This is a genomic window from uncultured Rossellomorea sp. (assembly GCF_947488365.1).
Lineage (GTDB): Bacteria > Bacillota > Bacilli > Bacillales > Bacillaceae_B > Rossellomorea.
Genome location: NZ_CANKZT010000001.1, coordinates 1,273,253 through 1,292,125, shown reverse-complemented (window position 1 = coordinate 1,292,125; position 18,873 = coordinate 1,273,253). Strand labels below are relative to the sequence as shown.

Genomic DNA, 18,873 nt, shown 5'->3' with positions numbered 1-18,873 from the left:
ATTTTTATATGTGAAATACCATGTATGGTTTTAAATTTATGGAAATAGGGAATCTTAGCATCAATCACAGTTATTAGGAGGGAAACTCATGCTTTGGACCATTATTGGAATTCTTTTAGTCCTTTGGTTGCTCGGATGGATCTTTAAAATCGGAGGAGCCATCATCCATATCTTACTCGTTATTGCCATTGTAGTCTTTTTATTTAACAGAATCACCGGCCGTAAAAAAGGATTATAACCATAACAAAGGTCCGTCCCTCAAGAATGAGGGACGGACCTTTGTATAGTAGACTATTTAACGGATGGACCGCCTTTAAGTTCGATTTCAGATGGTACGTTTGAGAATTTCTTGAAGTTCTCGTTGAATTTGTGGGCTAGTTCTTTTGCTTTCACTTCATATGCTGCTTCATTGGACCATGTTCTTTTTGGTTGCAGCACTTCGTCAGGAACACCAGGAACGTGAACAGGGATGTTCAGACCGAAGATGTCGTCCGTTTCTGTTTCAACGTGAGTCAGTTCGCCTTCAAGAGCTGCTTGAACCATAGCACGAGTGTAAGATAACTTCATGCGGTTACCAACACCGTATTCTCCACCAGTCCACCCGGTGTTCACTAAGAATACCTGTGCATTGTGCTCATCGATTTTCTTCCCAAGCATCTCGGCATAACGAGTTGCAGGAAGTGGCAGGAATGGTGAGCCAAAGCATGTTGAGAACGTTGCTTGTGGTGAAGTGATCCCACGCTCCGTACCTGCAAGCTTCGATGTATATCCACTTAAGAAGTGGTACATTGCTTGTTCTTTCGTCAGTTTGCTGATTGGAGGTAATACCCCGAATGCATCTGCCGTTAAGAATACGATTGTATTTGGATGTCCTGCAACACTTGGTTCAACGATGTTTTCCATCGCTTGAAGAGGGTATGCAGCACGAGTGTTTTCAGTTAATGTGTTATCCTCATAATCCGGGATGCGGGAATTGTCATCAAGGACAACATTTTCAAGGACAGAACCGAAACGGATGGCATCGAAGATTTGTGGCTCTTTCTCACGTGTCAGACCGATACATTTAGCGTAGCAGCCGCCTTCGATATTGAAAACACCGTTTGGAGACCAACCGTGTTCATCATCGCCGATCAAACGGCGGTTAGGGTCTGCGGATAAAGTCGTTTTTCCAGTTCCGGATAAACCGAAGAACAATGCCACATCGCCTTCGCGTCCCACGTTTGAAGAGCAGTGCATGGAAAGGATATCGGATTCAGGAAGCACGTAGTTTATGACAGAGAAAATCGATTTTTTCATTTCACCTGCATACTCAGTACCACCAATCAGGACAATTCTTCTTTCGAATGATACAATGATAAATGTTTCAGAATGAGTTCCGTCAACTTCGGGATCCGCCTTGAAGTTCGGAGCAGAAACGATTGTGAATTCTGATTGGTGACCCTTTAGCTCTTCTTCTGTCGGGCGAATGAATAATTGATGAGCGAAAAGATTATGCCAAGCAAATTCGTTGATAACCTGAATCGGCAGTCTATGTTTTGGGTCTGCACCTGCGAACCCTTGGAATGAGAACACTTCTTCTTTTTCTTTTAAGTAATTGATCACTTTTGTATATAGTTTATCGAATGATTCTGAAGAGATGGGTTGATTGACAGAACCCCACTCAATCTTATCCTTCGTGGATGGTTCTTCAACAATAAATTTATCCTTAGGAGAGCGTCCTGTGTATTTACCAGTTTCTGCTCTGACTGCACCTGATGATGTTAAAACGCCTTCATTGCGTTGAAGGACTTTTTCAACTAGTTGGGAAACAGATAATTGTTCCTGAATATTTTGACCGTTAAGTAATTCTGTTAATTCATTAGACATGCTCACTGAATTCATTAGAACCCTTCCTTTATATAAATTTATTTAATGGCATCGCTTACTTCACAAAAATAGTATAACACAATCAAGCTATTAGTCTATACTATTTATTTAATTTTATAATGTGTCTTCATTTTGTCACATTTTTCGTCCAAATACAGCTTGTTTCTTCTTATATATATGAAGAAAAAATCTAAATGTTTAGCCTCATTACCCCATTAGGTTATTTTAATGAAGAAAAATAGGTTGAAGTCATAAAAAGAGGCTAAAAGATTGGTTAAACCTGTCACTCGAAAAAAAGTTGACACCTCTAGTCCTAAACGTTATCATTGTTCCTTGAACGGATACTCTTATCCTGAGCTGGTGGAGGGAGCAGACCCTATGAAACCCAGCAACCTGCTAAATAGTGAATGGATCTTATACTTTGAAACGATCCGATTAAGCGAAGGTGCTAAACTGAGGCAAGGTCTATGAACCTTGAACGATAAGAGAGAAAAGGCGCGGCTATGATCTGAAACCTTTCCTCTATTGCTTTAATCATGAGGAAGGGTTTTTTCTGTTTATAGAGGATCAAATGCACATAATTCATGATTTTTTTATAAAAAAACCATGTTTACTTCATACTACTTAGGGAATGAGTACCGTATCTGTTTAATGTTTTGTTAGATCAAAGTCTAACAAATAGCTTAAGGAGGAACCTTGATGTCAACTAAACGTCGTCTGTTTACATCTGAGTCCGTAACCGAAGGACATCCAGATAAAATTTGTGACCAAATTTCTGATTCAATTCTTGATGCAATTCTTACCAATGACCCTAATGCTCGTGTAGCATGTGAAACGTCTGTTACAACGGGTCTTGTACTTGTTGCAGGTGAAATTACAACTAGTACGTATGTCGATATTCCGAAAATCGTTCGCGAAACAATCCGTGAAATTGGCTACACTCGTGCGAAATACGGCTTTGACGCTGAAACATGTGCAGTATTGACATCCATCGATGAGCAATCTGCTGATATCGCTCAAGGGGTAGACCAGGCACTTGAAGCCCGTGAAGGACAAATGACGGATGAGGAGATCGATGCAATCGGAGCAGGTGACCAAGGGTTAATGTTTGGATTCGCTTGTAATGAAACGAAAGAGCTTATGCCTCTTCCCATTTCCCTTGCTCACAAAATTTCCCGTCGCTTAACGGAAGTTCGTAAAGAAGAAATTCTTCCTTACTTACGTCCTGATGGAAAAACGCAAGTAACAGTTGAATATGATGAAAACGACAAGCCGGTTCGAATCGACACGATCGTTATCTCTACTCAACATCACCCTGAAGTAACGCTTGAGCAAATCCAGCGTAACTTGAAGGAATATGTCATCGATCCGGTTGTACCGAAAGAACTGATCGATGAGCAAACAAAATATTTCATCAACCCGACAGGTCGTTTCGTTATCGGTGGACCACAAGGTGATGCAGGTTTAACAGGACGTAAAATCATCGTTGACACATACGGCGGATATGCTCGTCATGGTGGCGGTGCATTCTCTGGTAAGGATGCAACGAAAGTGGACCGTTCAGCGGCATATGCAGCACGTTTCGTAGCGAAGAACATTGTAGCAGCTGGTTTAGCTGAAAAATGTGAAGTTCAATTAGCGTATGCAATCGGTGTTGCTCAACCGGTATCTATTTCAATCGACACATTCGGAACGGGTAAAGTATCAGAAGACGTATTGATTGATGTTGTCCGCAACAACTTTGACCTTCGTCCTGCTGGCATCATCAAAATGCTGGACCTTCGTCGTCCGATCTACAAGCAAACAGCTGCTTACGGACACTTCGGCCGTAACGATATTGATCTTCCTTGGGAGCGTACAAACAAAGCTGAAGCATTAAAAGCAGAAGCGTTAGGCGAATAAGATAAGATCAAAGAGACCAACACTTTATGGGTGTTGGTCTCTTTTTGATGAGTGGCATTTCTAATTGATTCGGCGAAATTTATTAGTTTGTGTCACATGGCAGACATATCCCGATACTGGCAGATATATTTCTAAAACGGCAGATAAAACCTGTTCGAGGAAACAATCACACGTGTTACACCTGAAAATATTACATGAGTAATCTAATGAAGGATGGGGTATCCCAAGTATAAGAAGTTAAAATGGTTTGATGCTTTTATAATATTGTCCTTTTTCAGCGTATTCTCTGGAAATGCGCTTCATTTCGCTAATATCATGTTCGTTTAGCTCTCTCACTACTTTTGCTGGCCTGCCGAATGCCAGCGTATTAGGAGGAATGACTTTCCCTTGAGGAACAAGGCTTCCTGCTCCAATAAAAGCTCCTTCACCAATTTCAGCATTATCGAGAATAATGGATCCCATACCGATTAACGCTTTCTTTCGAATTTTGCAGCTATGTAGAATCACTCCATGGCCGACGGTTACTTCATCTTCAAGAATAAGAGGGTTATTTGGACTCTGATGGAGAATGGAATTATCCTGTATATTTACTTTATTACCGATTTTCGTTGGAGCGACATCCCCTCTGATGACGGTGTTAAACCAAATACTGGACTCTTCCCCGATCTCGACATCCCCGGAGATGGTCACATAATCGGCAATGTAAGCTGAGTGAGAGATGACTGGTTTTTTATCATGATACGGATAGAGCATTTTTTACTACCCCTTTCAATAATATTTACTATAATAAATGGTAGCAGAATTCAATCAATTAGAGAACTATAAAGGAGGGATTGCCATGTGGAAATGGGAAACAGATCAAGAAGCAAAGGCAGTCATCGTCATCATTCATGGAGCAATGGAACATCATGGCAGGTACGGTTGGCTCATTGAAATGTGGCGTGCAGCAGGCTATCATGTCATAATGGGGGATTTACCGGGGCAGGGTATGACCTCAAGAAGTAAAAGAGGACATATTGATTCCTTTGATGAATATATAGTGGAAGTGAAAGATTGGGTACAGGCAGCATATCAATTTGAATTACCAGTATTTATGATAGGTCATAGTATGGGGGGGCTTGTTGCGGTGCGTATGCTTCAGGAATCCCATGTGAACCTGGCAGGTGTGATCTTGTCCTCACCTTGTTTAGGCTTGGTCACGACCCCTTCAAAACCGATCGAGCTCTTGTCCCACGGTTTGAATAAGATCGCTCCCATGGTGAAGTTTCCATCCGGGTTAACGATCGATATGGCAACAAGAAATGCAGACGTACGTGAAATTGACAGCAACGATTCACTCTATATCACCAAGGTGTCCGTCCGCTGGTACAGGGAGCTCGCCCATGCGATCAAACTGGCTTTTATAAACCTGGAAAAAATGCCTGACGTTCCACTGCTCGTGTTGCAGGCTGGTGATGACAAAATCGTCGATAAAAAAGCAGTGAAAAAATGGTTCAACGAACTGTCTTTATCTGAAATGCATTACAAAGAATGGCCGAAGTGCTATCATGAAATCTATAATGAACCAGAACGAGAAGATATATTTGAGTACTCCAAAATTTTCATTGAAAGTCGTTTGAAAGCGCTAGGATACATTTTGTAAAAGAGGTGGTAAAGGTGTCCATTCCAAGTGATCCCTTTTCGTTAATGACAAGAGTATACCGAAATGTTTTTCCGATTGTTCATAAAGAGTTAGATGAGTGGAAGAGGCGTGCAGAAGCGATCCCCAATCAGGAATTGAGAAGCCAGGCCCTTGCCAGTATAGAGCATAAAACGTTTCACTGTGAAGGTGGATCGATTCTTTCCCTGCTGGCACTGGACAGAAAAGAAGAAACGATTCGATTCATCGTCGCCTATCAAACGATAAGCGATTATTTGGATAATCTGTGTGATCGAAGCGTTTCCCTGGACCCCGACGATTTTGCCCTCCTTCATCAATCCATGAAGCACGCCCTGACGGTGGGCGCTGTCCCTGTCAATTACTATTCTTTAAGGGCGGATCAGGATGACGGGGGGTATCTGAGGGATCTAGTGCTTACCTGTCAGTCCGTTCTTGAAGCATTACAACACTATGACAGCATCAAAAAGGATCTTGTACAACTTTGTGAATACTACTGCGACTTGCAGATACATAAACATGTAAAAAAAGAAGAACGGGTAGGAAGGCTGCAGAATTGGTTTGAAACTCACCGTTCGAACCTTCCGGAAATGAATTGGTACGAGTTTTCCGCCTGCTCCGGGTCCACACTCGGTATCTTCTGTTTAGTTTCATACGCATGCCGGAGCGATTTTCAGCCGTCGCACACAGAAAAAATCAAACGTGGATATTTTCCATACATTCAGGGCCTGCATATTCTTCTTGATTACTTCATCGACCAGGATGAGGACCAGGAGGGGGGAGACTTGAACTTCTGCTTCTATTACGAGGATGATGAGCATTTAAAGGAACGGCTGCTGCATTTCCTTCAAAAAGCAGACGAACACACCCATGAACTGCCCCATGCCCATTTTCACCGCCTGATCAACAAAGGACTCATCGGCGTTTACCTGTCAGACGACAAGGCAAACAAACAAGAAAAAGTACAATCCTTCTCCAAAGAATTCATCGGACAAGCCGGTTGGATCACCAGATTCTTCTACATCAACGGCAAAATCTACCGCAAATGGAGAAACCGTAAAAAAATATCCTGAATAAGAGGGACGGACCTTCGACACGAGTGTCGAAGGTCCGTCCCTTTTTTTGTCTATTTCATCCAACTTTAGTTTGGTGGAGAATGCTAATTTCGACCTTTAATACCATATTTATACATAAAGTAATTGTTGCTTTTTGGGGATTGTGACAATTTACTTACTGTATTGTCAGTTGAATATCATACTATTTATCTATAAAAATTTTATTTCGTAATACTAAATAACCAATGTATTCTGAAAATATTTACTTTTCAGAATAGTGGAGTATATTTTAAATTAGTGAGAAATTATTACATAAAAAGAGGGGGACTTTTTTTGAAGACACGCAAAGTATTGTCAATGGCCATGGCTGCCGCTATCAGTGTCGGGGCGTTCACGGTACCGGCATCAGCTGCAACCACTGTACCGGAAAATGTATTAGCCAAGCCGACGGTGAAACACGAACATAAGCATGGAGGGCCTTTCGATTTAGGCATTGCGAATGACGAACGCTTGATCGAAATGTTGAAAAAAGAAGGTAAAATCAAACAAAATGCGACACCTGCTGAGGCTGAAAAAGCACTGCAGAAGTTCTTGAAAGCGAAAGCGGATTCTGCTGAAAAAGAAGCAGGAGAATTACATGAAAAAGAAGCTTCTGAAAAAGTGAAGCTTCAAGAACAAATGAAAAACAATGATTTGATGAATGGAAAAGGAAATAAATTAGGACAAGCCAAGAAGAATTCACCAGAGTCTGTGAAAGAAGAAGCGTATGCCGGTGAAATGCGTACGGATAAGGTGTTGGTTCTTTTAGTTGATTATCCTGACAGAAAGCATAATGAAATGAAACCTGAAGAAACGGATATGTATTACGAAGGTGAAGATGCTTATTCCCGTGAGCACTATCAAGATATGTTGTTTGGTACAGGCGGTTGGACAGGTCCAGACGGGAAAAACTATGTGTCCATGAAGCAATACTATGAACAGCAGTCAGGTGGAAGCTATTCTGTTGAAGGGGAAGTTGCTGGCTGGTATACAGCAAAGCAACCGGCGGCTGCATACGGAGGAAACTATCCTACTGAAGATGATAGCGATGTCAATGCACGTGGCCTTGTAAAAGAAGCGTTGGCGGCAGCGGCAGCAGATCCAGATGTAAACATTGCCGATTATGACCAATGGGATCGTTATGACCTTGACGGAGATGGAAATTACCTTGAGCCAGACGGTCTGGTTGACCACTTAATGGTGATTCACTCAGGTGTAGGTGAAGAAGCTGGCGGAGGAGAATTAGGATCTGATGCCATCTGGTCTCATCGCTGGAATCTTGGCGGGGTTCATGCTCTTCCAGGAACTGAAGCAACTGTCCCTTATTGGGGCGGGCAGATGGCTGCTTATGACTACACGATCGAACCTGAAGACGGTGCTGTCGGAGTCATGGCCCATGAATTCGGTCATGATTTAGGTCTTCCTGATGAATATGATACTCAGTATACCGGCGCAGGTGAACCGGTCAGCTACTGGTCCATCATGTCAAGCGGAAGCTGGGCTGGAGATATCCCGGGAACGAAACCTACAGGATTTAGTCCTTATATGAAAGAAATGCTGCAGGCTTCTGCAGTAGTGGATAGTGCAGGTACTAAAGGAAACTGGTTGACTGGATCAGAAATTAATTTAGAGGACGTTTCTAGTAAAGGAATCGAAGCACTCCTTGACGAAGCCAACACCAAAGGAACAAACAACGATGTAGTGAAAGTGAACCTTCCACAAAAAGAAACGGTCATCAATGAACCGGCAAGCGGTGAGAATGAATACTTCTCTGGAAGTGCAGATGACTTACACAATAATTTAACTACTACTGTGGATTTAACAAATGCTACTTCTGCAAAGTTCAATTTCAAAGCTTGGTATGACATTGAAACTGACTGGGATTATGCTTATGTAACGGTGAACGGTGAGCCGGTGGCAAGTGATATTACGACGAATACTAATCCGCATGGTTCTAATCTGGGTAATGGAATTACAGGTTCTTCTAACGGATGGATTGATGCTTCATTTGACCTTTCAGCTTATGCTGGTCAAGAAGTTGAAGTTGCCATTGAGTATGTAACAGATGCTGCTGTTTCAAATCCAGGCTTCTACGCAGATGATCTTTCTGTAGTAGTGGATGGAAAAGAAGTATTGTTTGATGATGCTGAAGGAGAACCTCAATTCACTTTAGACGGCTTCGATAAGAATGATGGTATCAAACGATCTGAGCATTACTACCTACTGGAATGGCGCAGCCATAACGGTGTAGATGAAGGTCTTGCCAACATCCGCCGTGGTGCGAGCTTAATGCAATTCGACGATGGTTTAGTGGTATGGTATGTGGATAAGCAATTCAGTGAAAACTGGACTGGCGTTCATCCAGGAGATGGATTTGTCGGTGTTGTGGATGCAGACCAAAGCACGAACTTCTGGAGCGATGGAGCGGTGGCTTCTTCACGCTACCAAGTACACGACGCTGCATTCAGTTTGAACAAATCAGAAAAAATGTTCCTGGATTATAGCAACACTCTTGGAATCACTTTGAAAGATAACCAAACTGCCCAAAATCCATTATTCAACGACAGTGCGGATTACAGCAATAAAGGGTTGGTAGACGCCGGACGTAACGTACCGAACTACGGATTGAAATTCCGAGTTACAGGACAAAGTGCTGATGGTACAGTAGGAAAAGTGTTACTTTACAAATAATTTATTAAACATAAAGGGTGACTGTCTCCTCGGCAGTCACCCTTTAAGCATGTTAGTGGACATTTTTTACTATGGAATTGATAATAATACTCACATCAATAAAAGGAGATGTCCATTTTGAAGCTAAGTGTTTTAGATCAGTCACCCATTTCAGAAGGAATGAGCCCTCAAGAGGCTTTACATCATACAGTACAATTAGCACAGCATGTCGAGAAGTTGGGTTTTGAACGTTTTTGGGTATCAGAACATCATGATTCAACGGGTCTTGCCGGTTCATCACCGGAGGTCTTGATTGCTCACCTTGCACAGAATACATCAAGGATCCGTGTCGGTTCCGGAGGGGTCATGCTTCCTCATTACTCTTCATACAAAGTAGCGGAGAACTTCCGATTGCTTGAAGGGTTGAATCCGAATCGGATTGATTTGGGACTCGGAAGGGCACCTGGCGGAATGCCGATGGCAACGATGGCCCTGCACGACGGGAAGCCGAGGGACGTCAATCGTTATCCAGAACAAATCGATGATCTGCTTGGGTATTTAACCGATTCATTACCAGATACTCATCCGTACCAAGGCTTAACGGCAGCGCCGATGATCGAAACGATGCCGGAAGTATGGATGCTCGGTTCAAGCCCATCCAGTGCGATGCTGGCGGCACAAAAGGGATTACCTTATACCTTTGCCCAGTTTATAAACGGGGAGGGCGGCCCTCAATATACTCAGGCTTACAGGAATAACTTTGTTCCTTCCGAATACTTGAAGGAGCCCAAAAACATCGTGGCCGTGTTTGCCATCTGTGCTGAAACGGATGAAGAAGCAGAAAGAGTGGCATCCAGCATAGACTTAGCGATCTTAATGATTGAACAAGGCATGCGTTCAAACGGCACACCAAGTCCTGAAAAAGCGGCAGCTTATCAGTACACGCCATTTGAAGAAATGAGAGTCCGCGAAAATCGTAAACGGATGGTCGTGGGCAATCCTAAAAAAGTGAAGGAACAACTACATTCACTCAGTGAACAGTACGGAACAGATGAAATCATGCTCGTCAGCATCACTTACGACTTCCAGGACAAACTCAAATCATTCCAATTAATCGCAAACGAACTGTTATAAGAATAGGGACGGACCTCGAAAAGGTCCGTCCCTATTTTTTTATTGGCCAGCTTCAGGACTTAGAGGCTCGAGGTCATAAGGCTAACTCACCAAAAAGGCACAAATCAGCCTTTTCGGCAAGTTAGCCTTATGCTTGTCGCCTCTAGGGAAAGCCCTTCCGCTTTTCTGTTTATCTCTTCTCCAATGCCACAATAAATGGAGGATTGTTTAGTTGATTCATGAATTGATAGCGAAGGACATGGACGTAGTTTTGGTCCAATTTTTCCACGTAGCGAAGGATATAGTCCCTTTCTACCGCTCCTTCCGGGTGCCCGTGATAAATGACAAGGACGAGGATCCCTTCAGGAGCCATCATTTCCAGGATTTGATTCAAGGCGAGTATCGTTGTTTTCGGACGGGTGACAATTTCCTTGTCGCCGCCGGGTAAGTACCCCAGGTTGAAGATTGCGCCTGTCACTTTCCCGTGATGGACAGGAGGAATGACGTTCATCACTGTCTCGTGCCCTTGGTGAAAGAGTGTCACCCGGTGAGAAAGGTCATGGGTGATGAGCTGTTCTTTCGTGTTTTCTATAGCTTCCTCTTGTATATCAAAGCCGTATACCCGGCCGTTATCTCCGACTAACCGAGCCAGGAATAAGGTGTCATGTCCATTCCCGAGTGTTGCGTCTATAGTAATGTCTCCTGGTTTGACAGCCCGTTCCAGAAGCTCTCTCGCAAAAGGTAAGATTCGATCTAATTTCATGCTTTCACATCCACTTTGAAAAATTTTCCCTGCCAGCTGTCCCGGCGTTTAAGTTCATCATCAATCGCGTTCAGTACACTCCATTTATTCACGCTCCACATTGGTCCGATCATAAGGTCGATAGGTCCGTCCCCCGTAATGCGGTGAACGATCATCTCCGGTGGAAGGACTTCCAGCTGATCGCAAACCAATTTCACGTATTTGTCGAAATCCATGAAGTCGAGCAGTCCTTTTTCATATTGCTTGACCATGGGTGTTCCTTTCAGTAAGTGCAGGAGGTGAATTTTGATTCCCTGGACGTCAAGTTTTGCCACTTCACGTGCCGTTTCCATCATCATTTCTTCATCTTCTTGAGGCAGTCCGTTAATAATATGGGAACAGACCCGTATACCGTGCTTTCTTAATTTATTGACGCCTTCTACATAGCACTGAAAATCGTGAGCCCGATTGATCAAGCCGGCCGTTTTTTCATGAACGGTTTGCAGTCCCAGTTCTACCCATAAATAGGTTCTATCGTTTAATTCTGCTAAATATTCAACCACATCGTCAGGAAGACAGTCCGGACGGGTAGCGATGGAAATACCCACAACGCCCTCTTGTTCGAGAACTGATTCATACTTCTCTCTCAGCACATCAACAGGTGCGTGAGTGTTCGTGAATGCTTGGAAATACGCCATGTACTTTCCATTTTTCCACTTCTTGTGCATTCTTTCCTTAATATCCTTGAATTGTTTATCTAAAGAGTCGACTCTGCTTCCGGCAAAATCACCAGAGCCTGCAGCACTGCAAAACGTGCAGCCTCCACGGGCGACCGTGCCATCCCGGTTCGGGCAATCGAAACCGCCGTCCAGGGCAACCTTAAAGACCTTGTGTCCAAAATGGTTTCGTAAATGATAGTTCCACGTATGATATCGTTTGGAATCTGTGGCATATGGAAATGGGTTTGTCCCGATGACAAACACCTCCTACGTTTCAATGTGTGTAACAGTATGTATGACGCTCAAAAAGATTTTAACATGAACACGGGGTCAAATGTATCCTGCATAAAGAAATAGGCGAAGATTACCACTTCTGAAACGGCCAATCAGGTTCAAACTAAGATGGAGGAGAGTAAGGATGGGACCTTCCTCTTCTTTATTCCAAACGTCAAGGAGGTAGTCGAAATGGCAACAAGAAATTCGGTAGATGAATGCATTCAAAAGTGTGAAGATGCCATTCGTTACGCTCAAGAACAATATAAATCAGGATCACAGCAGGAGCATTATCACGATGTGGAATATACTCAAGCCATGCAGCAGCTTGAAGCAGCAGTGAATGATGTAGCTCATTTAGCCAACAGCGCGAACTCTCAACAGCGTGAACAATTGCATCGCATGAGACTTCAGCTTCAAAACATGCAAAATGAGATGATTTTGTTAGATCACGATCCAAATGTAGTAGGAGGTAAATTACATTGACAACACGTTCTGACAAAAAAAATCCTGAACAAAAGACCCGCAGTGATTTTCGTAATTTAGATACAGAATTCGGGGCTGAAAACAATCCTGTCAAAGCTGCGAAAAAGCGCTACGAAAAACAGGGACAGCCTGTCAAATCCGATCATCATAACGGAAAATGATTGTCCTAAGCTAGGTGCTCTTAATGGAGGCACCTAGTTTATATATTGTGTTAAAAAAAGGACATCTATTTTAAGAAATAATTCTTGCCCCCTTTCACAAAAAAGAGTAAAATCCTTTTGGGACTCGAAATAAAATGATGGAAAGGGGGCAGAATCATGCCCAAATCATTATGGTTGCTTGTCATTGGAATGATGGTGAATGTGACAGGTGCCTCTTTTTTATGGCCTCTTAATACCATTTATCTACATGAGAATTTAGGGAAATCACTATCTGTAGCGGGAATTGTGCTGATGATGAACGCGGGAGCGAGCGTCATTGGAAATCTGATCGGGGGAACACTTTTTGATAAGTTCGGCGGTTATCGCTCGATATTAGTAGGGATTTCCATTACTTTGACTGCTCTGGTTGGAATGAATATTTGGCATGGCTGGCCGCACTATGTGGTCTTCTTGACCATTGTTGGTTTTGGTTCGGGAATCGTCTTTCCTTCCATGTATGCCATGGCAGGTTCGGTATGGCCTGAAGGTGGAAGAAAAGCATTCAATTCAGTCTATGTGGCGCAAAATATCGGAGTTGCGGTTGGAGCTGCATTAGGTGGATTTGTCGCCTCATTTTCCTTTAACTATATATTCTTAGCGAATCTTAGTATGTATATCGTCTTTTTCTTCATTGCCTTATTTGGTTATCGAAGCATATCCGTGAGCGCTCATCAAACATCTGTATTGAATGAGTCTAAGGTGATTAGGGATAAATCGAAACTGAAGGCACTGCTCTTCATTTGTGTCGCCTATTTATTATGCTGGATGGGCTATGTACAATGGCAATCCACCATTGCGACGTACACTCAGGAAATCAATATCAGTTTGAAACAATATAGCTTACTGTGGACAATCAATGGAGCACTGATTGTGCTTGCACAACCGCTTTTGTCGAAAGCCATCAAGCGTTTTGAACATAATTTAAAGCTTCAAATTATGATCGGGACGATTATATTCATGGTTTCCTTCGCAGTGGCTTCGATTGCGGATCAATTTCAATGGTTTGCGATTGCGATGATCATTCTGACGATTGGTGAAATGCTCATATGGCCCGCCGTCCCTACGATAGCCAACTCACTTGCTCCAAAAGGGAGAGAAGGTTTCTATCAGGGAATCGTGAATAGTACAGCAACAGGAGGAAGAATGATCGGGCCGTTTATCGGAGGAGTATTAGTGGACCTATTCAGCATGCAGGTGCTGTTTATGACGTTGATCGCTTTCTTCATGGTCTCACTAGTCATTACGAGTCAATATGACCGACCATTGAAAAAGAAAAGCGCTGTGTCCGTATCGGTTCAACAATAAAGAAACCCCCAATGAGGAATCATTGGGGGTTTTCTTCATATAAAAAGGGCTCCCGTTTCCTACGGAAGCCCACTTGCAAAAAATTGAGGCGAGAGATCAGCAAACGCCACATCGTTTGTTGTCACAAGGACGTGATCCCCGACTTACACAATTCAGCTCATCGCTATAATAGAATAGCATAGGACTAATAAGAAAACAAGACTATTTTACAAAAATAATCTAACCACTTAGATTATTGGATGTTTCAAAAGTGTTTATAGTCGTTTCTAAGAAGCATTACTATAGAAAAATAGGAATGGGAAAAAATCGAATGAAAACGGTACGATAGGATGCAGAATGCTAACTTAATCCATTTTCTTGACCCAATATTTTGTGAGTGGACCTGTTTCTCCAAACACAGGGTCCATTGTGGGTCGCGGAACGTTCTTAATTTCGATTAATACACTGGGCCGTTCACGTAATGAACCTTTTTTCAAATTATAATCATCACCGTTCGGATAGGCACCTGCGACTTTGAAGTCGTGACTTGCCGATAATTTCTTATGTCCGGTCCCGGCTGGAAGGATGATCACATCACCTTTATGGACCTTCACTTCTTCGCCCATTTCACCGCCTAACTGAACTGTTGCCTCACCTTCCATGACCCCTAATACTTCATGTGCATTACTATGATAATGGTGGTAATCATAAATGCCATTTGTCCAACTATTGAGCCACTGATTTCTGTTGAAGAGTTCTTCGGCGTTATGAGAATAATCAAGTGCATTGCGGTAAATGAGTACTGGCAGGTCCGGGTTATTAGGGATGATTCCATCGTCTTCGAAATAAAATATTTTCAGTTCTGCGATTTTCATCCTCTCATTCCTCCATTCGTTGTTAAGAAGATTCCCTAATTCCGTATACCTTAAACCGATTCTTTACTGGTTATTGAAATGATTGGAAAACGGCTTCATTTTCGAAACGCCGGTGAGTGTATGTGCTACTATAAATATATATGTTCACTTGCAAAATAAAGGGAGGCAAGGAAATGAGCAGCTTGTTAAAAAAGGTATCCGTCGAAATGATCGAAATCATTCTTGAGAACGCTTTCGAATGGTTGGTCGTCGTTGATAACGAAGGTACGATCATCTACATAAATGATAATTACTGTCGCTTTCTCGAAGTCGAGCGGGATAAAGCGATTGGTTCACATGTAACTAACGTCATCGAAAACACACGTATGCATATTGTTGCGGACGGCGGTAAAGAGGAAGTGGCAGACCTTCAATATATAAAAGGAAACTATATGATCGCCAATCGTATTCCGATCCGGGTTGATGGTAAAGTGATAGGAGCATTTGGATCGGTGATCTTCCGGGACACGAGTGAATGGATGCAAATGAGTTCTCACGTGAAGAACATGATGTCTAAAATTCAAAGCTATATTCAAGATATCAATAGCGGTGTGAAATACACGCTGAATGACATCATTGGTGAATCACCTGGTATGAATGAGCTGAAAGACAAAGCTCAAATGATCGCTCCCAGTGATATCTCCGTCCTCATCAGGGGGGAAAGTGGAACGGGTAAGGAACTGTTCGCTCACAGTATTCACCAGCTTAGTGAAAGAAGCGGACAACCCTTTATTAAAGTGAACTGTGCAGCGATTCCAGAGCAGCTTCTGGAATCAGAGCTATTCGGTTACGAAGAGGGTGCTTTTACAGGTGCGAAAAAAGGTGGTAAGAAAGGAAAGTTTCAGCTGGCTCATAAGGGAACTCTGTTTCTGGATGAAATAGGGGACATGCCTCTCAACATGCAGGCGAAGCTTCTCAGGGTTTTACAGGAAGGGGAAGTCGAGGCAGTCGGTTCAAACCGTGTTCAACATGTAGATGTCCGTATTGTTGCCGCCACGAACCGTCCCCTTGAAATAATGATGGAAGAAAAGCGATTTCGAAGTGATCTATATTATCGTATTAACGTCGTGCCTTTTCAAATTCCTCCTCTCCGTGAACGGAAGGAAGATATCGAAACCCTGGCAGCCTTTTTTTTGGAAAAATCCACAAAATCGTCGGGGAAACGGGTTCAAGGCTTCGAAAGCGATGTGATGCAGATATTTCTTTCCTATAGCTGGCCGGGGAATCTCCGTGAGTTAGAGAATGTCATTAATGCATCCACCTATTTATCTAATGGAAGCAAGATTTCTCTTCAGTCACTACCTTCATATATGAAGGCAGGAAATTTATATGATGTAGGATCCAAAACATTAAGAGAAATCCTCGAAGAAACGGAGAAATCCGTGTTGACACAAAGCCTGCAAACCCATCAGCATGATAAACGAAAGGTTGCAGAGTCTTTAGGGATAAGCAAATCAAGCATGTATGAGAAATTAAATAAATATCAGCTTCTATGATAATGGTAAAGATAGTCCGGAAATGTGGAAAGAAGTCCATATTTCCGGACTCTTTTGATTTTAATGTAAATATGTACATTTCGTGTCTTGAATATTGAAATTGTCCAGAATTTCGGAATTTATAAAAAATGTAAGTATGAAAATGAATGAGTTACCAGTAATCTGAAAGTTGGCACAATTATTGCATGGATTATGTTTGAAAGTATTTTATGGAAGGGAGAGCAGAAGTCTGAATAAAAATGTAAACGATTTCATTTTGTGGTGATCATCTCTAGAGAACAAAGGGGGAAATATCATGTTAAGCATGATCGGTCTTATTGGAGGACTTATTTTATTAATCTTTTTAACGATGAGGGGCATGAACATATTGATTGTTGGTCCCATATCGGCATTGTTCGTCGCGGTGTTAAGCGGAATGCCGCTCTTTCCACAATTGGCGGCTGAAGGGGAAGCCAATCTGGTAACCAATTATATGTCTGGATTCACAAGCTTTGTCGCCGCTTGGTATCTAATGTTCTTATTGGGTGCTGTTTTCGGAAAAGTAATGGAAGATAGCGGTGCAGCGGATAGTGTTTCCCGTTTTGTTGTAGAGAAAATGGGAATGAAATACGCAGTACTCGCCATTGTTGCAGCCTGTGCCGTTTTAACATATGGAGGAGTCAGTCTCTTCGTTGTAGCATTCTCCGTTTATCCTATGGCAGTTAGTTTATTTAAACAAGCTGACCTGCCACGCCGTTTCATTCCTGCGGCATTAGCATTTGGATCGGTCACGTTCACGATGACATCTGCAGGTTCACCGGAGATCCAAAACTGGATTCCGATTGAATATCTTGGTACGACACCATATGCAGGCTGGGAGGTCAGCTTGATCGTTGCCGTGTTTATGGCTGTCTTTGGCTACTGGTGGTTAAAGCGTATGATCACCAAAGCAGTCAATAAAGGAGAGAAGTTCCATTCACGTGAAGAAGATCCGGTCATTGATGAAGGAAGACCCCTGCCTAACCCGTTCATGGGGTTGGTTCCATTATTAGTCGTCCTTATTCTGGCTTTCACTTTCCACGATTCTTTAAAACAATCAGCACTTATCATTGCCCTGTTAGGTGGTGTGATTTCTGCTTACGTGTTAAATCGCAAATATTTCAAAGGCTTCTGGGGTGCTGTTTCCGAGGGTACGGTTGGAGCATTGATCGCCATCGGTAACACAGCGGCCGTTGTTGGATTCGGAGGAGTGGCCAAAGCTGTTCCGGCCTTCAGTACCGCGGTAGAGGTCATGACGAATATTCCTGGATCTCCATTGATCGGTGGAGCAATCGCCGTCAGTGTAATAGCAGGGATGACTGGTTCGGCTTCCGGTGGTCAAGCGATCGCATTGCCGATCCTCGCACCTCACTATGTTGATATGGGTGTGAATCCTGAAGCCCTTCACCGGGTAGTGGCGATATCTTCAGGAGCACTGGATTCATTGCCGCACAATGGATATGTCGTAACGACGATCCGCTCGATCTGTAATGAATCACATGGAGAAGCGTATGGGGCGGTTGGTGCAGTTACGGTCATTGTCCCACTGATCGGTTTAGCTTTAGCGATTCTTTTATTCTCATTTGGCGTAGGGATCTAAGAAAGGAGTATCATCATGGTTGAAAATAAAGTTGTTTTCATAACAGGGGCAGCGCAAGGGATCGGTTTCGAAATCGGAAAAGAATTCGCTGCTAATGGAGCAAAGGTCGTACTGACGGATCTGCAGGAAGATGCCGTTCAAAAAGCCTCAGATACCCTTAAGAGAGAAGGATATGAAGTACTCGGATTACGCTGTGACGTGACATCGGAATCCGAATTAAAAGGGGCAATCGCTAAAACCGTGGATCACTACGGCAAGCTGGATGTATTAATCAATAATGCAGGCCTTCAACATGTATCCCATATTGAAGAGTTCCCGACTGAAAAATTCGAACTTCTCATAAAAGTCATGCTGACCGCACCATTTATCGCGATCAAGCATGCCCTGCCTCACATGAAGGAGCAGGGGGAGGGACGGATCATCAACATGGCGTCCATTAATGGATTAGTCGGTTTTTCCGGAAAAGCAGCCTATAATTCTGCCAAACACGGAGTCATCGGCCTGACGAAGGTAGCGGCTTTGGAAGCGGCACAACATGGAATCACCGTCAATGCGGTTTGTCCCGGATACGTGGACACTCCGCTGGTTCGCAATCAGCTGGGGGACCTTGCCAAAACGCGCAATATCCCCTTTGAAAGAGTGATAGAAGAAGTCATCTATCCTCTCGTACCGCAGAGAAGATTACTCGATGTCAAAGAAATTGCAGACTATACCATGTTCCTATGCAGTGATGCAGCGAAGGGAATTACCGGGCAGGCAGTCGTCTTGGACGGAGGGTATACGATTCAATAGCTTGGTGAAAGAGAAACGACCTTTTAGGAGGTCGTTTCTCTATTGGG

Annotated in this window: 17 protein-coding genes and 1 riboswitch; of the genes, 12 read left to right on the top strand and 5 right to left on the bottom strand. The window is 43.1% G+C overall.

Features of this window, described 5'->3' with window-relative positions:
- Positions 1-88: 88 nt before the first annotated feature.
- Positions 89-238, top strand: coding sequence for a lmo0937 family membrane protein (locus Q1B03_RS06660; RefSeq protein WP_299739454.1), 150 nt, complete (start codon positions 89-91; stop codon positions 236-238).
- A 53-nt stretch (positions 239-291) separates the two neighbouring features.
- On the opposite strand, the gene pckA is transcribed toward Q1B03_RS06660, so the two are convergent.
- Entirely contained in the window at positions 292-1,881 is a 1,590-nt protein-coding gene (gene pckA, locus Q1B03_RS06655) for a phosphoenolpyruvate carboxykinase (ATP) (RefSeq protein WP_299739452.1), read from the bottom strand.
- A 329-nt stretch (positions 1,882-2,210) separates the two neighbouring features.
- A riboswitch (SAM riboswitch) is annotated at positions 2,211-2,354 on the top strand.
- 211 nt (positions 2,355-2,565) lie between these two features.
- Here pckA and metK point away from each other — a divergent pair.
- Positions 2,566-3,768 carry a methionine adenosyltransferase gene (gene metK, locus Q1B03_RS06650; RefSeq protein ID WP_299739450.1) on the top strand — a complete coding sequence of 401 codons (1,203 nt, stop codon included), beginning with the start codon at positions 2,566-2,568 and terminating at the stop codon, positions 3,766-3,768.
- 237 nt (positions 3,769-4,005) lie between these two features.
- On the opposite strand, the gene Q1B03_RS06645 is transcribed toward metK, so the two are convergent.
- On the bottom strand, positions 4,006-4,521 hold the full coding sequence (locus tag Q1B03_RS06645; protein ID WP_299739449.1) for a gamma carbonic anhydrase family protein: 516 nt from the start codon (positions 4,519-4,521) through the stop codon (positions 4,006-4,008).
- Positions 4,522-4,606: 85 nt separating this feature from the next.
- Between Q1B03_RS06645 and Q1B03_RS06640 the strand changes: the two genes are divergently transcribed.
- From Q1B03_RS06640 to Q1B03_RS06625, 4 genes are all read left to right on the top strand, one after another.
- The gene (locus Q1B03_RS06640; RefSeq protein ID WP_299739447.1) at positions 4,607-5,410 is read left to right on the top strand and encodes an alpha/beta fold hydrolase; all 804 of its coding nucleotides are present in this window, start codon (positions 4,607-4,609) and stop codon (positions 5,408-5,410) included.
- 14 nt (positions 5,411-5,424) lie between these two features.
- A complete protein-coding gene (locus Q1B03_RS06635; RefSeq protein ID WP_299739445.1) occupies positions 5,425-6,498 on the top strand; it encodes a tetraprenyl-beta-curcumene synthase family protein in 1,074 nt (357 codons plus the stop codon).
- Positions 6,499-6,843: 345 nt separating this feature from the next.
- Entirely contained in the window at positions 6,844-9,210 is a 2,367-nt protein-coding gene (locus Q1B03_RS06630) for an immune inhibitor A domain-containing protein (RefSeq protein ID WP_299739686.1), read from the top strand.
- A gap of 108 nt (positions 9,211-9,318) precedes the next feature.
- Entirely contained in the window at positions 9,319-10,323 is a 1,005-nt protein-coding gene (locus Q1B03_RS06625) for an LLM class flavin-dependent oxidoreductase (RefSeq protein ID WP_299739443.1), read from the top strand.
- 169 nt (positions 10,324-10,492) lie between these two features.
- On the opposite strand, the gene Q1B03_RS06620 is transcribed toward Q1B03_RS06625, so the two are convergent.
- Positions 10,493-11,065, bottom strand: coding sequence for a class I SAM-dependent methyltransferase (locus Q1B03_RS06620; RefSeq protein ID WP_299739441.1), 573 nt, complete (start codon positions 11,063-11,065; stop codon positions 10,493-10,495).
- Positions 11,062-12,027 (bottom strand): TIGR01212 family radical SAM protein, encoded by a 966-nt coding sequence (locus Q1B03_RS06615; RefSeq protein ID WP_299739439.1) that lies wholly within the window; start codon positions 12,025-12,027, stop codon positions 11,062-11,064. Before Q1B03_RS06615 ends, Q1B03_RS06620 begins: the two co-directional genes overlap by 4 nt.
- A gap of 201 nt (positions 12,028-12,228) precedes the next feature.
- Here Q1B03_RS06615 and Q1B03_RS06610 point away from each other — a divergent pair, with 201 nt between their 5' ends.
- The 3 genes from Q1B03_RS06610 to Q1B03_RS06600 all read left to right on the top strand — a co-directional run bounded on the left by Q1B03_RS06610 (position 12,229) and on the right by Q1B03_RS06600 (position 14,027).
- Entirely contained in the window at positions 12,229-12,522 is a 294-nt protein-coding gene (locus tag Q1B03_RS06610) for a YtzC family protein (protein WP_299739437.1), read from the top strand.
- The gene (locus Q1B03_RS06605; protein WP_299739435.1) at positions 12,519-12,683 is read left to right on the top strand and encodes a glycogen biosynthesis protein GlgD; all 165 of its coding nucleotides are present in this window, start codon (positions 12,519-12,521) and stop codon (positions 12,681-12,683) included. Before Q1B03_RS06610 ends, Q1B03_RS06605 begins: the two co-directional genes overlap by 4 nt.
- A 156-nt stretch (positions 12,684-12,839) precedes the next feature.
- The gene (locus Q1B03_RS06600; RefSeq protein WP_299739433.1) at positions 12,840-14,027 is read left to right on the top strand and encodes an MFS transporter; all 1,188 of its coding nucleotides are present in this window, start codon (positions 12,840-12,842) and stop codon (positions 14,025-14,027) included.
- Between the two features lie 344 nt (positions 14,028-14,371).
- Here the strand turns inward: Q1B03_RS06600 and Q1B03_RS06595 are convergent, their stop codons facing one another.
- Entirely contained in the window at positions 14,372-14,881 is a 510-nt protein-coding gene (locus Q1B03_RS06595) for a cupin domain-containing protein (RefSeq protein ID WP_299739431.1), read from the bottom strand.
- Between the two features lie 173 nt (positions 14,882-15,054).
- Here Q1B03_RS06595 and Q1B03_RS06590 point away from each other — a divergent pair, with 173 nt between their 5' ends.
- From Q1B03_RS06590 to Q1B03_RS06580, 3 genes are all read left to right on the top strand, one after another.
- Positions 15,055-16,416, top strand: a complete 1,362-nt coding sequence (locus tag Q1B03_RS06590; protein ID WP_299739429.1) for a sigma-54-dependent Fis family transcriptional regulator — start codon at positions 15,055-15,057, stop codon at positions 16,414-16,416.
- Between the two features lie 295 nt (positions 16,417-16,711).
- Positions 16,712-18,034 (top strand): GntP family permease, encoded by a 1,323-nt coding sequence (locus Q1B03_RS06585; RefSeq protein WP_299739427.1) that lies wholly within the window; start codon positions 16,712-16,714, stop codon positions 18,032-18,034.
- A 15-nt stretch (positions 18,035-18,049) separates the two neighbouring features.
- Positions 18,050-18,826, top strand: a complete 777-nt coding sequence (locus Q1B03_RS06580) for a 3-hydroxybutyrate dehydrogenase (protein WP_299739425.1) — start codon at positions 18,050-18,052, stop codon at positions 18,824-18,826.
- Positions 18,827-18,873: the final 47 nt, after the last annotated feature.